The organism is Nitrosomonas sp. (assembly GCF_043753625.1).
Classification (GTDB): Bacteria; Pseudomonadota; Gammaproteobacteria; order Burkholderiales; family Nitrosomonadaceae; genus Nitrosomonas.
On sequence record NZ_JAYUWI010000132.1, the window covers coordinates 15,715 to 29,237 of the forward strand.

Sequence of the window (13,523 nt, forward strand, 5' to 3'; positions counted from 1 at the left end):
TTATTCTGGTTTTGTCACTTCAATGCGTATTAAAGCCGCAGCAAAGAAGCCGTCAGTTTGATGCAGCTGAGGAGATAGCTGCAAGAATTCACCGGTATCCAGCGATATCTTTTGCTGTGCCAATAACTCGGCGCAATTTAACAAGCTGAATTGTGGATGTGTGTTTAGAAAATCGTGCACGACTTGTTGATTTTCTTCCGGCAAGAAACTGCATGTTGCATACACCAGTCGCCCCCCTGGTTTGAGCAAGCTGGCGGCAGCGGAAAGAATAGCGGCTTGTTTTGTTTTAAGCTCCTCAATACTTTGCGGGGATTGACGCCATTTTAAATCCGGGTTGCGTCGCAATGTTCCGAGACCACTGCACGGCGCATCTACCAGTACCCGATCTATTTTTCCTGCCAGTCGTTTAACTTTGATGTCGTTCTCATTCACGATGCGTTGCGCATGCAAATTGGATAAACCCGAACGCTTGAAGCGTGGTTTCAGGTTACTCAATCTTTTTTCGGAGATGTCAAAAGCATAAAGACGCCCTTTTGAATTCATCAAGGCGCCCAGTAGTAGCGATTTTCCACCCGCTCCCGCGCAGAAGTCGACAACCATTTCCCCTCGCTTAGGTGCCAGCAAGTATCCGAGTAATTGACTACCTTCATCCTGTACTTCTATTTTTCCGGATAAAAAGAGTTCATGGCGATTGATCGCAGGTTTTCCGGTAAGCCGGATTCCGCATGGAGAATAAAGTGTTTCCTGTGCTTCAATTCCTTCCTGGCTGAGCGTTTCAAGCACTTGATTACGTTTTGCAAGAATGGTATTAACCCGTAGATCAAGCGGTGCGGATTTTTGTAAGGAAAATCCCAAATTGAGAATGTCTTCATCCGTCATGAATTGCTTCAATTTTTCAACTAGCCATTCGGGAAATTCTGCCTGAATCGCCAGTGGTAGCGTATCTAATTTGATGGCTTTGATTTCTGATAACCATTTTGTTTCAGATTCGCTGATAAACGATGTCAATTCACGCAAATTCATGCCACTAAATTTTACTAAATAAGCTAAAACCAGTGAGCGAGGCGTGATGCGTTCTGTCAGGCTCTCAAGAAAAAAGCGGTGGCGTAATATGCCAAAGACTGTCTCTGCAATGAATGCGCGATCTTGTCCACCCAGCAGCGGGTTTTCCCGGAAGAAGTGCCGCAGAATCCCGTCGGCGGGATATTCCAAAGGAAGTACAGTTCTTAGGGCAACAATAGCTGAGTCTAGCTGAAAAGGCGTTAATTGCATTGATTTCCTGATGTATGTTTGATCAACTAAGGGAACATTGATTAAGTTTGTCCGTGGTGCGTGTTTCTTAAACCGATCTGATTAATGATCGGCTTTATAGGTAATGTTAATTCCGGTAACTATTTTATCGATTTCACGGCCATTTTCTTCTACGGATACGATACGAACGGGCAACATGTGATTGTTTGTTGCAAGCCATAGTTTTCTTTTCACTTTGGAGTTTTTATTTTCTTGCCGAGTTAATACGATCGTGTCTATTTCACCGATGGGCGTATGGAGAATTTCTTTAGATACCGTATAGTGCGTTAATTGCAGGCTACGCCCATCGGTGAGCTGTTTCTCCACATACTGCTTGGGTAATGGCGCAAACATAAAGTTGTACGATAAGCTAAGGCGATCCAAAGTACCTTCGGGTAATCTTTTCTGTTCCACCTGTCCTTTATGTTGCAGTGTTATGACATGTTTTTCCCAATCAAAAACAGCTACACTAGGTTCTTTCTCGCTACGTTTATCAGAGAAACGGGTAGGACGTAATCCATTCTTGGTGATGGAGCCTTCGCTGTTGCGCACAATACTACCGGGCTTCACGATTTTATAGATGCCAGTGGCTTGTGCTTTGCTGGTAATCATATAACTATGTACACCATTGACATGTTTGATTTCCATCACTTCATTCAATTCTCCATCACCGATATCCGTTGTAACGGCGTAACTGATTTCAATGCGCGAGGGTATGTCCGTGGCAAATACTGAGAAATTGAGTATCCACAACAGAAAAATCGATGCTAGAAATTTCATTCGGGTAGTCCTGGCGAATAAAGCGCTATTTCACAGACACTGGAATCTATCACTTCAACGTGATTTTCATTCAACCTGATCTGATCTTCCATAAACCAGCGTACGGCCTGAGGGTAAATCCGGTGTTCTTGCTGTAAAACCCGGGCTGCCAGCGATTTCTCAGTATCCTCGGGTAAAACAGGGATGGCAGCCTGAATCACGATCGGGCCGTGATCTAACTGCACAGTGACAAAATGGACAGTACAGCCATGTATTTTGATCCCTTCTTGTAGTGCTCTTGCATGCGTTCCCAAGCCTGGAAATGCGGGTAATAATGAAGGATGAATATTCATTAACCGGCCTTGATAACGTTGTACAAAGCGATCGCTTAGTATACGCATGAAGCCAGCCAGTGCAATCAGTTTGGGTTGGCAAGCATCAATTTTTTCAGCCAATGCCGTATCAAATGTTTGCCGGTCTGGAAAAATATGGTGATCAATGACGATAGTTTTAGCACCATATTTTCGCGCAATTTCTAACCCTGTTGCATTTGGGTTGTTACTGATTACCGTGATGCGGTCCGCTTGAAATCCGGCTTCCAACAGTGCCTGCATATTACTGCCGCGACCAGAGATAAGAATGACCAGTGATTTCATGATGCCGTTGGAAGACTGACCATTTAAACTAAAACGGTCGCCGCCTGATTGTTTATGCGCGGTTTAATTTCACCGATTTGCCAGACGGTCTCGCCGGAAGCACGCAAACGCCGCAGTGCGTTTTCCGCATGATCCGGCGCCATTACGATCACCATGCCAATGCCGCAATTAAATACACGCGCCATCTCATGATCCGCAACATTCCCTTGTCGTTGCAGCCAGTGAAATAGCGGCGGCATTTCCCAAGCGTCTTTCTGCAACACGGCCATGAGCTGATCCGGCAGAATGCGCGGCATATTTTCAACCAGTCCGCCGCCGGTAATGTGCGCCAGGCCTTTAACGGGAAGTTGCTTAATTAGCTCAAGCAACGGTTTCACGTAAATGCGCGTTGGCATCATAATAGTGTCAGCGAGCGTTTTGCCATGGAAATCCGCAGATAAATCGACGCAGTTATTTTCAATAATCTTGCGAATCAACGAGTACCCATTGGAATGTGCGCCGCTCGATGCGAGACCCAACACAATATCGCCTTCTTGTATCGTAGCGCCGCTGATAATCCGGTCTTTCTCAACAATACCGACAGCAAAACCGGCAAGATCATATTCATCGTGCGGATACATACCCGGCATTTCAGCCGTCTCGCCGCCAATCAGCGCACAACCCGCCAGCTCGCATCCTTTGGCAATACCACTGATTACCGCAGTCGCGGTTTCCACGTTTAATTTGCCGCAAGCGAAATAATCCAGGAAAAATAAAGGCTCTGCGCCTTGTACCAGTATATCGTTAACACTCATCGCCACCAGATCAATGCCAATGCTGTCGTGCTGATTGAGTTGAAAAGCCAGTTTAAGCTTAGTACCCACACCATCCGTACCGGAAACCAGAACGGGATTTTGATATTTTTTGGAAATTTCAAACAACGCGCCAAAACCGCCAATCCCGGTGAGCACCTCAGGACGTAATGTGCGTTTCGCAAATGGTTTAATATTTTCAATCAACCGATCCCCTGCATCAATGTCTACGCCGGCGTCACGATAGGAGAGTTGTGTTGTATTAGGTTGATCAGAACTGGATGAAGTCAAGTTGAATTCTCGTGCGGTTACAGAATGAATGCTGCTCATAAAGTGCGATTTTACCGCAAATGAGTACTCCATATACTGTGGATTGTAAAATCAATAAGGGTGATTATCTTGCTGCTTTTAAGCAATGTTGTATCGACTTCTTTGATTGCTTTGATTATGGTGGGGGGGGGGGGAGGGTATTTTTCTTGGTGGTATTTGCTTAATATCACTACAGTACGGGTTACTAAGCTGAATTGGTATTTGATGATTTCCTTGATAATCTCAGCTGTTGAGGTAGAGCACATCTAGAATCAGCTAAGAATGCTTAATGCACTCTGTGTTCGTTATGGTTTTCGCATCTGCCCACTAGCGTGGCATTGGTTGACTGAATTTAGAGAAAATAAATAAGCCACAGAGTAACCCCGCTCTGTGGCTTATAGTAAGTATAATAATAAAATCAATCTATTATACTTTCCTGCGACGTGCTGAAAAGCCAATCAGGCCTAAGCCGGCCAGCAACATTGCGTATGTTTCTGGTTCTGGAACCGCAGAAATATAGGAATCGACTGTGTAGGTGCCGCCTTTCAAACCAACGACAGTACCTTTGATTTCATAATAGTAGCTGCCCGGCCCAAGGTTACCAAAATCTGCGCCCACTGATGTGGAGTCAAATGAAAACGAACCTAAAGAAAGGTCATTGGTGTAATTACCATCAGTACTGGTTTCCTTCCAAAACTGCAAGAAAGCACCATTAATGTTATATTTTGAAAAATCATTTGTGACTGCAATCGACACAAGATCACTCCACCCGGTCAAATTAAATGTGAACACGTGATCAAACGAACCAGTATTTGGCAGAAAAGATACACTAGCGTGTTCAGCGGGGTCGTCGTGGATACCCCAATTGGCCTTAACAGTTGGAGCAGCGTGAGCAACACTACTTGCCATTAAAGCAGCAGCTGCCAGTAATTCTAGTTTAAAAGTATTCTTCATTTTAAGATCTCCAGTGGCTTTAAAAAAACTATTTAGATCATTATTAATTACAAGAATAAAAAATAACATTAATAGCTATTGATTATCTATAACTTCTAATTTGGCTACACAGTTCGCATTGTAAGCTTGTTAATTTTTTTATCTATAGGATATTAATCCTTTTTTATTAGTACATTAGTAATGATTCTGGGAGTACATCTCTAGGAGTATCGATGTGCAGAGCATTGAATTGCTTATACCTCAGAGAAAAGGCCTTCTATTGTTGGCGGATTCAAAAATCAACAGCAACGGTTAATGTTTTGTAGCAGACTTGGCAAATTGCCAATTATGTATAATGCAGGAGTTGATTTCTCAAATAAAGCATTCTACTAAGCAGAAGAATCTTGAATTCAAGGCAATAGCAGTTTCGTCGTGCAAAGTATCGCTGCATCGATTGAATTTTTCATTCCTTTCCATCAGAATTCCATCGAAGTATCTAAGCCATTTTCTGGTCAAATGACAGCAATCAATCACACAATCATTGTATATTTTTAACAGCAAGAAAAAACTGATGAGGGTATGATCAACGCTAATTTTTGTTGCAGCAATACCGCCGTTGAATGGTATTAATTTTTTCTTTCCGGGAACCCGTAGACGTTACCCTCCAGCTCTCCAGCTTTACTGGCGGTGTTTTTTCAAATGCAGAGGTCGTTCATGTCTTTTAGTATAGCCAACTTGTTATCACAACACCGCACGGATAAATTTGACTTGCACGATCGGTATCTGAATGCTCAGATGGTCAGGGTTTTGAAAACGATTGGCTATGACCGGAACTATGAACGCGCAGTTGGGCAGTATCTGTATGACGAACAGGGTAACGAATATCTGGATCTGCTGAGCGGTTTCGGTGTTTATGCATTTGGCCGCAACCATCCGACTATCGTCAATGCATTAAAAGAGGTTTTATCGCTCGATATGCCCGATTTGGTGCAGATGGATGTGTCGATTTTGAGCGGTTTGCTGGCCAAGGAGATTCTGACCACGACACCGGACAATCTGGAAAGGGTTTTCTTTTGTAATTCGGGCACGGAATCGGTTGAAGCGGCGATAAAGTTCGCGCGTTACGTGACCAAGCGCAATCGCATTATTTGTTGTGATCATGCTTACCATGGTTTGACGATGGGGGCTTTATCGCTGAACGGCGAGCAGATTTTCAAAGATGGTTTTGGCCCATTACTGCAAGACTGCGGTTCGGTTCGATTCAATGATCTTGCCGCTTTGGAACAAGCACTTAGTAGCCGCAATGTGGCAGCGTTTGTGGTGGAGCCGATTCAGGGTAAGGGCGTGAATATTCCGGATGATAACTACCTTCCGGAAGTCGAACGTTTATGCAAGAAATACGGCACACTGTTTGTCGCGGATGAAATTCAAACCGGCCTGGGACGCACGGGTAAATTTTGGGCGATTGAACATTGGGGTGTAAAGCCGGACATGATTTGCATGGCTAAAGCACTTTCCGGTGGTTTTGTTCCGGTCGGTGCGGTGGCTATGACGCAGCAGATTATGGACGGCGTGTTTAATCGTATGGATCGCGCTGTCGTGCATGGTTCCACCTTTTCCAAGAATAATATGGCGATGGCCGCTGGTCTGGCCAGCTTGGAAGTGATAAAGGCAGAGAAGCTGGTTGAGAACAGTGCGAAAATGGGTGCTGAAATAATTAGCAGAATAAATGCACTAACCGGTCAATTTGAATTTCTGAAAGAAGCGCGCGGCAAAGGCTCAATGATTGCGGTTGAGTTCAAATCACCGAATAGTCTGACACTTAAAGCTGCCTGGATGATGCTGGAAGCGGCCAACAAGGGCTTATTCTGCCAGATGATTACCATCCCTCTATTTAAAGAGCACAGAATTTTGACGCAAGTGGCAGGGCATGGCATGAATGTGGTTAAGATACTGCCGCCGCTGATACTGAATGAGAAAGACATCAATCACATCATTAACGCCTTTACCAAGACAATTGCGGATACGCATCAAGTGCCGGGTTCTATTTGGGAATTGGGTAAGAATCTTGCGGGCCATGCGTTAAAAGCAAAAGCGGGTTAGAACACAGTATGAATACTGAACGCTCCGACGATATCCATTATCTCTGGTGGTTGATGCTGGTTTGCGTGACGGGCGGGCTGATTTACCTGCTCAGTCCGATATTGACCCCGTTTCTGCTGGCTGCAGTGATTGCCTATATCTGTAATCCCATGGTGATTTTTTTAGCTGGAAAGAAGTTATCGCGCACAGTGGGTGCGGTACTGGTGATGTTTTTGTTGCTTGGTGTTTTTGCAGCACTGATTTTGATCATGGTGCCATTATTTGAGGAAGAAGCGAGACGGGTGCTGGACAAGATGCCGATTTATCTGGATATGTTCAAGAATCATGTGGTTCCCTGGCTGGAAACAAGATTCAACATCAGTTTGCAGCCGGATATGAATGTGTTGAAACAGGCCGTATCAGAACACTGGAAGAGTGCAGGGGGTGTGGCCGCAAAGGTGCTGCCTTCTTTGACCAGCGGCGGGATGGCGATTGTGGAATTTGTGGTTAATCTGTTACTGGTGCCAGTTGTATTGTTTTATATGCTACGTGATTGGGATATGTTGCTCAAGCTTGCCGATGAAATGATCCCGCGGTATTGGCATCACCAAGTTTCTTTACTGGTGCGTGAGACGGACCGGATTCTGGCGGAATTTCTACGCGGACAATTATCCGTCATAATTCTGATGAGTATTTGCTACATCACAGGTCTCTGGCTGGTGGGATTGGAATTCGCACTACCGATTGGATTGATAGCCGGTATTCTGGTATTTGTACCGTATCTCGGCATGATCGTCGGCCTGACGCTGGCGACTTTTGCCGCATTGATGCAATTCCAGGGCTGGAGCGGACTGATTCCGGTTTGGGTTGTGTTTGGCGTTGGTCAATTGCTCGAGGGTATGTTGATTACCCCCTGGCTGGTGGGTGATCGGATCGGATTGCACCCGGTCATGGTGATATTTGCGTTATTGGCATTTGGTCAATTGTTCGGTTTCTTTGGTATTTTGCTGGCGCTGCCGGTCAGTGCCGTGCTACTGGTTTGGCTACGTCATCTTCATCAGCGCTATCTGGGGAGCAATCTCTATAATTCATAGTCGCAGGCATTTGCGAAGCGGGGCTATGAGTATGAGCGATTACAATGAAACAGTTGCTGCTGGATATTAAACCCCTCCCACTGCCTACACTGGAGAACTTTCTGCCAGGGCGAAACGCTGAATTGCTGCACATGCTGACAAGTATTCTGTCCAACCAGGAGAAAGAACGCTTTGTTTACGTCTGGGGCGGCCTGGGTTGTGGCAAAAGCCATTTATTACAGGCAACGGTTGCAGCCTATACACAAAGAAACTCAAAAGCGGTATATTTCTCCGCTAAAAATCCATGTGAATTTTTTGCCGATAGCGATATAGATTGTGTCGTAGTTGACGATATTGACTGTCTGGATGCATCAGCCCAGATTGGATTATTTAATCTCTATAACCAGTTGCGCGATGAAAGTCAGGCATTTCTGCTGGTCAGCGGAGCGGCTGCGCCAGCGCATTTGAATATGCGGCAGGATTTGGTGACGCGTTTGGGATGGGGGCTGGTGTATCAGGTTCATGAATTAACCGAAGAAGAGAAAATACAGGCGATGAAAAGTCATGCCGTTGATTGTGGCTTCGACTTATCACAAGAAATTTGTCTTTATTTGTTACGGCATGGACGGCGTGATTTGCCGTCGTTAATGATGACACTGGATGCGCTGGATCGGTATTCTCTGGTTAATCAGCGTCAAATTACCATACCTCTATTACGAAAATTATTACAGGTGGCCTCATGAATTTAGCATTATTTGATTTGGATAATACACTGATTGCCGGAGATAGCGATTTCCAATGGGCGCAATTTTTGATTGAAAAGAAAGCATTGGATCGTGAGCTGCACGAAGCCAAGAACATAGAATTTTACGAGCAATACAAAGCGGGAACGCTGGATATTCATGAATTCCTGGATTTTCAGTTAAAGCCGCTGGCGCGTCATTCACGCATTCAACTGGAAGCCTGGCGCAGCGAATTTATGTGTAAAAAGATTATGCCGCTGATTGCGCCGGGCACGCGCCAGTTGATTGAGCGGCATATGCTGGATGATGATCTGTGCATCATCATTACCGCAACCAACAGTTTTGTCACAGCACCCATTGCGCAGGCATTAGGGGTCAACCATTTGATTGCGACCGAACCGGAAGAAAAAGATGGCGAATTTACCGGCAGGGTATCAGGCACGCCTTCTTTCAGGGAAGGAAAAATTGAACGGCTGGAAAGCTGGCTGGATGCGCATAATCTAACTTGGTTATCCTTCCTGCGCAGCTGGTTTTATAGTGATTCCCTCAACGATTTACCATTACTCAGCAAAGTGACGCACCCGGTCGCGGTAGATCCGGATGCCACGCTGAGAAGCCACGCAGAAAGAAATAATTGGCCGATTATCAGCTTGCGTTGATCAGGTGGATTGACGATTCAGGAAGACCTCTTTGTCCGATTGCCCAGAGGAAGGAGGCAATGTCATGATTTTCTCCCTTTGTTGCTCGGGCTACTGACATGTTTATTCTACAATTTGATTGAGCCAGTAACCGGGTTTTCTGCTTTGATGCATTACAGCAATTACATAGATTTTTTCGTTTGATTGTCTGTAAATTACTGCAAATGGAAAACGGGTAAGGATATAACGCCGGAACCCTTTTCTGAATTGGGGCCATACGCCAGGAAGTTCGGCAATGGCTTCATAAGCGCTTTCAAGCTCATTGATAAAATCACCGCCCAATCCTTTTGCCTGCGATTCATACCAGACGACCGGTTCACGTATATCGCGCGCAACTTCAGGATGAAAGTAAACGTTTGTCACGACTCACGGTTCAATTTCAGCTTTATTTCTTCCCAGCTAACCGGTTTCACCGCACCGGATTCAAGTTGCGCGAACCGGCGTTCTGCGATTTGAATCCACGCCTCATCGACATGTTCTTCGTTGGCATCATCCAAACTTGAAATCAAGCAATGCGCAAGCGTAGCTTTTTCATGGGACGACAATGTCTTGATATTTTCCAGAATCCATTTCATCTTATCGGGCATGATAAACTCTCCTAAACCTTTATTAGCATGCAGTTTATCATTGAATGACAAGTTGGATTCCGGTATTGATATTTGAGAAATCTATCCCAGATGATGCTTACTTATCCGCTTATCCGGGCTACTTGCTAAGAGGTAGTGTGATGGTAAGATGTGATTGTTCGCAGTGGGTGATGTTGGGCTTTCTTCGGCAGCCCAACCTACCGTGCTGGCAGATTATTGGTTTGCGGTGAGGGGGCCCCGAATTGGCGGTTCAGGGAAATGCCTTTGTCAGGCTGGTAAGAGGGAGATGTCATGATGTCAAAACCTGATCCTGGTCTTTGTTCTTTCGTAACTTGATTCCGTATATGTGCCGATGCCTGATGGCATGTTTATTTCCTGAGATCTATACTGCCCTCATAAATTTGCTCATAAACCGTGTATGGTAAAACGACCGTATCTAGTACGCCGGATAACACTAAATCTACTAACATAAGCTCTGGTGCGGCTCCCATCCATAGCGTAGGGCTAGACGGTTTCCCGCGTAAAGTGCAAATGTTATAGGAAATACCGCTATAAATTCGCGGAATTGTCTCGCAAGGTGATTTGACGTGGCTTAGATTGCGCCGTGGAACGGAGTCGTCACGAAGAACGGTGTTGACGGTTCCACAGCCGAAGAGTAAGCAAGTTATTGCAAGTGTAACTGCGAACCAAAGTTTTTTCTTCATAAGTAAATAGGATTTACCGACGTATATTGCAGGGATTTTATTCGGTTCCGGGCTTTGTCATTCGTTACGTGCTTTCGAGATGCCCATCGTAATATATTTAACATCATTAGTGTCCGGAAATTTAGTTGAATAAATTCAGTTGATTATAATTTTCTGAGGTATAAATTTTCAGCCTGGTGTTTTTAAATAGTTGATATATAAGTATTTTCTAGAAAAGAGTGAGATTCAGAATTTGTAGAATTGTGTAAAGTGATAGCTCGGTATTGAGCCTCTTTTTCACGATGGCAACCAAGATATAAACTGTGATGGCAATCCATATCTGTGTTTTTACTGCGTTCTCAGTGGTTCCGTAGAACCGCCTGATACGAAGATGCTGTTTGATCCACTTGAAGTGATTGTTCGCGTGATTTCAGCAAGGAAATGACTAAAAAATATCGCAATATTCACAAAAAAATCAGAAATTGTAACGAATTTGATAATTTGTTGTATTTTGCAAAGGTCTCTGAATATATTTATCCCTTCTTTTTCGTCTGTTTCAATAGGCATACTCCCCACCTTACAATAGGATGGTGGGGAGGTGAATTTCGCAAGGATGACTACCAAGTAAAAATTCAATCGGCATAAAAATGCTGAAAAGATGGGTATTTCTTATTTTCCTTTTGAAATTGATCCGCATGAAGGGTGAGAAAATGCATAGCCTAGTGCGCAGACGCGGTATTTCCTCAAGACACTATGAATGGAATATCGAGAAAGCACTTTTAATTCGAAAACCAATATTATGCCAATCAGAACTGTTACTCATAGGCCTTATCTGCTTTATATCCAACCGCTGAATGGATCCAATAATTTCCGAGTTAATCAGAATATTGTATTGCGCTTTTTTCGTGACGAGATAACTGCTGGGAGTGGCCACATCATTATTAGTAATGGCTTGGATGATACTCGTACCATTAACATTAATGATACTGAGCAAGTTGCTTTTAAATCAGACAATAAAGTAATCATCAATCCCAAAGAAGATTTGATTCCTGATACCACCTACAATATACAAATGATGCGCGGTGTTATCGTTGATTTGAATGGCAATGCTTTCGCTGGCATTAACGATGAAACTCCGCTTCATTTTACTACTGTCACTGATACTTTTTCGCCACGGTTGGTATATAGCACTCCCAGAGACAAAGAAGTGAACTTCAAAATTGATGATGATACCCGCTTGTTCTTTGATGAAACAGTTACAGCGGGGAGTGGATATATTGTTATCAGTAATGGTATGGATACTCGTACGATTGATATTTATGATGCCAGCCAGGTGACTTTCGATGAAAACAAGGTAACGATAAACCCTACCAATGACCTAGTTGTTAATACAACCTACAATGTTCAGATAGCCAGCGGCGTCATTATGGATACTGCAGATCATGCCTATGATGGCTTCAGCGGGGCAAGCATTTCAACTATCGCTACGACCCCAGTGCTGAGACACAGCAATCCCGCGAACAACACTAATAATTTCAAAGCTGACAACGATATCTATCTTTTCTTTGATGAAAAAAATTACAGCGGGAAATGGATATATTGTTATCAGTAATGGTACGGATACTCATACCATTGATATCCATGATATCAGCCAGGTAACTTTCGAAAAAAACGAATTATCTTTTTATTCAGATGGGCTTGTAATAATAAATCCATCATCTGACTTAATTGCCGATACAACTTATAGTATACAAATGGCCAACGGCGTAATTGTTGACACAGCAGGCTATGCCTATCCCGGCTTTATCGATGCAAGTATTTCAACCATTGCCCCTGATCCATTGCTGTATGGCAGTAAATTAGGGCATAACGAAAATATTAGGGTTCCAGAAAACACTCCTACCGGTTTCAAAATTGATGGTGGTTTCAGATTATTCTTTGATAAAGTAGTCACAGCAGGACGTGGCGATATAATTTTTAGTAATGGTGTCGATACACGTATCATAGCTATTAATGATAGCAGTCAAGTGACTTTTGAATATGGCCGAGTAACTATCTTTCCAACAGAGAGTCTAGTTGCTAACTCTACATATACTGTACAGATAGCAGAGGGAGTGATTGTGGATACTGCTGGGAACCCTTATGCAGGCATGCATGATGAAAGTTTCACAACAATTGCTTCGGATCCGCTGCTGCTTGACAGTCATCTTATGTACAAAGATATAGATTTTGAGGCTGATGACAATATTACGTTACATTTTGATGAAATCGTTATTGCCGGAAGCGGAGGTATCGTTATCAGTAACGGCGTAGATACTCGCATCATCGATATTAGTGATACCCATCAGGTAACTTTCGAAGAGTTCCAAATTGGTGCTGTGAGACATTGTATAGTAACCATAAACCCGACCACCGATTTAGCAGTTAATACGACCTACAATATTCAAATGGCCCGTGGTGTACTGATTGATACCGCAGGCTATGCCTACGCTGGAATTAATGATGCGGCTACACTTAATTTTACGACGGTTGACCCTACTTTTGTTCCAACAACTGGAGTTGATGAATCATTCAACCCCTTTTTCTATTTTTAACCCTTATTTTCCATCAGGGAGCAATGCTAATGGAAAATAAAACCTAAATTACATCAAGATCACATCATATTGTTCTTGGGTATAGCGAAAACGAAAATTAGGTAGAGTAAAGGACTGGCTTTCGATCGCCATTAGGAGTTGCTTATCTGTTTCCGCCCCTTTCGTTTGGCGGTGCCTCAATAGCCATTCCATAGTCAATTTCACCAGCCCTTCCTCATCAAACCGTGCATGCAGTTTTCCCGCACACGGCTTTCCGATGTTCTTCACACTAGGCATGCGCTGATTTCCAGCCTGCCGTTGTCGGATGACTTGTGTGTACCCTTGA

16 protein-coding genes and 1 pseudogene are annotated in these 13,523 nt (G+C 43.9%); 6 read left to right on the top strand and 11 right to left on the bottom strand.

What is annotated here, in order from left to right; genetic code table 11:
- From ACH10T_RS11135 to ACH10T_RS11155, 5 genes are all read right to left on the bottom strand, one after another.
- Complete coding sequence (locus tag ACH10T_RS11135) at nucleotides 1–1,272, bottom strand: RsmB/NOP family class I SAM-dependent RNA methyltransferase (RefSeq protein WP_394809348.1); 1,272 nt, start codon at nucleotides 1,270–1,272, stop codon at nucleotides 1–3.
- Between the two features lie 81 nt (nucleotides 1,273–1,353).
- The gene (locus ACH10T_RS11140) at nucleotides 1,354–2,070 is read right to left on the bottom strand and encodes a DUF3108 domain-containing protein (protein WP_394809349.1); all 717 of its coding nucleotides are present in this window, start codon (nucleotides 2,068–2,070) and stop codon (nucleotides 1,354–1,356) included.
- The gene (gene purN, locus ACH10T_RS11145; RefSeq protein ID WP_394809350.1) at nucleotides 2,067–2,705 is read right to left on the bottom strand and encodes a phosphoribosylglycinamide formyltransferase; all 639 of its coding nucleotides are present in this window, start codon (nucleotides 2,703–2,705) and stop codon (nucleotides 2,067–2,069) included. The genes ACH10T_RS11140 and purN overlap by 4 nt, the downstream gene beginning before the upstream one ends.
- A 23-nt stretch (nucleotides 2,706–2,728) precedes the next feature.
- On the bottom strand, nucleotides 2,729–3,826 hold the full coding sequence (gene purM / locus ACH10T_RS11150; protein WP_394809351.1) for a phosphoribosylformylglycinamidine cyclo-ligase: 1,098 nt from the start codon (nucleotides 3,824–3,826) through the stop codon (nucleotides 2,729–2,731).
- A 405-nt stretch (nucleotides 3,827–4,231) separates the two neighbouring features.
- Nucleotides 4,232–4,759, bottom strand: a complete 528-nt coding sequence (locus ACH10T_RS11155) for an FxDxF family PEP-CTERM protein (RefSeq protein WP_394809352.1) — start codon at nucleotides 4,757–4,759, stop codon at nucleotides 4,232–4,234.
- A 693-nt stretch (nucleotides 4,760–5,452) separates the two neighbouring features.
- On the opposite strand from ACH10T_RS11155, the gene ACH10T_RS11160 reads away from it, so the two are divergent.
- The 4 genes from ACH10T_RS11160 to ACH10T_RS11175 are packed head-to-tail and all read left to right on the top strand — an operon-like array spanning nucleotide 5,453 to nucleotide 9,295.
- Nucleotides 5,453–6,841, top strand: coding sequence for an aspartate aminotransferase family protein (locus tag ACH10T_RS11160; protein WP_394809353.1), 1,389 nt, complete (start codon nucleotides 5,453–5,455; stop codon nucleotides 6,839–6,841).
- Nucleotides 6,842–6,849: 8 nt separating this feature from the next.
- A complete protein-coding gene (locus tag ACH10T_RS11165; RefSeq protein ID WP_394809354.1) occupies nucleotides 6,850–7,914 on the top strand; it encodes an AI-2E family transporter in 1,065 nt (354 codons plus the stop codon).
- 44 nt (nucleotides 7,915–7,958) lie between these two features.
- Nucleotides 7,959–8,636, top strand: coding sequence for a DnaA regulatory inactivator Hda (gene hda / locus ACH10T_RS11170; RefSeq protein ID WP_394809355.1), 678 nt, complete (start codon nucleotides 7,959–7,961; stop codon nucleotides 8,634–8,636).
- A complete protein-coding gene (locus tag ACH10T_RS11175; protein ID WP_394809356.1) occupies nucleotides 8,633–9,295 on the top strand; it encodes an HAD family hydrolase in 663 nt (220 codons plus the stop codon). The genes hda and ACH10T_RS11175 overlap by 4 nt, the downstream gene beginning before the upstream one ends.
- A gap of 102 nt (nucleotides 9,296–9,397) precedes the next feature.
- Here ACH10T_RS11175 and ACH10T_RS11180 read toward each other — a convergent pair whose 3' ends face one another.
- The 5 genes and pseudogenes from ACH10T_RS11180 to ACH10T_RS11200 form a co-directional block, all read right to left on the bottom strand.
- Nucleotides 9,398–9,697: a type II toxin-antitoxin system RelE/ParE family toxin gene (locus ACH10T_RS11180; protein ID WP_394809357.1), complete on the bottom strand. Its 300-nt coding sequence runs from the start codon at nucleotides 9,695–9,697 to the stop codon at nucleotides 9,398–9,400.
- Nucleotides 9,694–9,921 carry an addiction module protein gene (locus tag ACH10T_RS11185; RefSeq protein ID WP_394809358.1) on the bottom strand — a complete coding sequence of 76 codons (228 nt, stop codon included), beginning with the start codon at nucleotides 9,919–9,921 and terminating at the stop codon, nucleotides 9,694–9,696. The genes ACH10T_RS11180 and ACH10T_RS11185 overlap by 4 nt, the downstream gene beginning before the upstream one ends.
- Before the next feature lie 368 nt (nucleotides 9,922–10,289).
- Nucleotides 10,290–10,625, bottom strand: a complete 336-nt coding sequence (locus tag ACH10T_RS11190) for a YceK/YidQ family lipoprotein (protein ID WP_394809359.1) — start codon at nucleotides 10,623–10,625, stop codon at nucleotides 10,290–10,292.
- 121 nt (nucleotides 10,626–10,746) lie between these two features.
- Nucleotides 10,747–11,016: pseudogene (locus ACH10T_RS11195) on the bottom strand (IS4 family transposase); the annotation flags it as partial.
- Nucleotides 10,953–11,171, bottom strand: a complete 219-nt coding sequence (locus ACH10T_RS11200) for a hypothetical protein (protein WP_394809360.1) — start codon at nucleotides 11,169–11,171, stop codon at nucleotides 10,953–10,955. The gene ACH10T_RS11200 and the pseudogene ACH10T_RS11195, both read right to left, overlap by 64 nt.
- A 232-nt stretch (nucleotides 11,172–11,403) precedes the next feature.
- Here ACH10T_RS11200 and ACH10T_RS11205 point away from each other — a divergent pair, with 232 nt between their 5' ends.
- Both ACH10T_RS11205 and ACH10T_RS11210 read left to right on the top strand, forming a co-directional pair.
- Nucleotides 11,404–12,216 (top strand): Ig-like domain-containing protein, encoded by an 813-nt coding sequence (locus ACH10T_RS11205; RefSeq protein WP_394809361.1) that lies wholly within the window; start codon nucleotides 11,404–11,406, stop codon nucleotides 12,214–12,216.
- A complete protein-coding gene (locus ACH10T_RS11210) occupies nucleotides 12,173–13,198 on the top strand; it encodes an Ig-like domain-containing protein (protein ID WP_394809362.1) in 1,026 nt (341 codons plus the stop codon). Before ACH10T_RS11205 ends, ACH10T_RS11210 begins: the two co-directional genes overlap by 44 nt.
- Before the next feature lie 48 nt (nucleotides 13,199–13,246).
- Here ACH10T_RS11210 and ACH10T_RS11215 read toward each other — a convergent pair.
- The coding region (locus ACH10T_RS11215) for a hypothetical protein (RefSeq protein WP_394809363.1) at nucleotides 13,247–13,523 on the bottom strand (277 nt) is incomplete at its 5' end.

Excerpts from the sequence above, each read along its gene's own strand:
- ACH10T_RS11135 (WP_394809348.1), bottom strand. The coding sequence starts at position 1,272 with ATGCAATTAACGCCTTTTCAGCTAGACTCAGCTATTGTTGCCCTAAGA.
- ACH10T_RS11140 (WP_394809349.1), bottom strand. The coding sequence starts at position 2,070 with ATGAAATTTCTAGCATCGATTTTTCTGTTGTGGATACTCAATTTCTCA.
- purN (WP_394809350.1), bottom strand. The coding sequence starts at position 2,705 with ATGAAATCACTGGTCATTCTTATCTCTGGTCGCGGCAGTAATATGCAG.
- purM (WP_394809351.1), bottom strand. The coding sequence starts at position 3,826 with ATGAGCAGCATTCATTCTGTAACCGCACGAGAATTCAACTTGACTTCA.
- ACH10T_RS11155 (WP_394809352.1), bottom strand. The coding sequence starts at position 4,759 with ATGAAGAATACTTTTAAACTAGAATTACTGGCAGCTGCTGCTTTAATG.
- ACH10T_RS11160 (WP_394809353.1), top strand. The coding sequence starts at position 5,453 with ATGTCTTTTAGTATAGCCAACTTGTTATCACAACACCGCACGGATAAA.
- ACH10T_RS11165 (WP_394809354.1), top strand. The coding sequence starts at position 6,850 with ATGAATACTGAACGCTCCGACGATATCCATTATCTCTGGTGGTTGATG.
- hda (WP_394809355.1), top strand. The coding sequence starts at position 7,959 with ATGAAACAGTTGCTGCTGGATATTAAACCCCTCCCACTGCCTACACTG.
- ACH10T_RS11175 (WP_394809356.1), top strand. The coding sequence starts at position 8,633 with ATGAATTTAGCATTATTTGATTTGGATAATACACTGATTGCCGGAGAT.
- ACH10T_RS11185 (WP_394809358.1), bottom strand. The coding sequence starts at position 9,921 with ATGCCCGATAAGATGAAATGGATTCTGGAAAATATCAAGACATTGTCG.
- ACH10T_RS11190 (WP_394809359.1), bottom strand. The coding sequence starts at position 10,625 with ATGAAGAAAAAACTTTGGTTCGCAGTTACACTTGCAATAACTTGCTTA.
- ACH10T_RS11200 (WP_394809360.1), bottom strand. The coding sequence starts at position 11,171 with ATGCCTATTGAAACAGACGAAAAAGAAGGGATAAATATATTCAGAGAC.
- ACH10T_RS11205 (WP_394809361.1), top strand. The coding sequence starts at position 11,404 with ATGCCAATCAGAACTGTTACTCATAGGCCTTATCTGCTTTATATCCAA.
- ACH10T_RS11210 (WP_394809362.1), top strand. The coding sequence starts at position 12,173 with ATGAAAAAAATTACAGCGGGAAATGGATATATTGTTATCAGTAATGGT.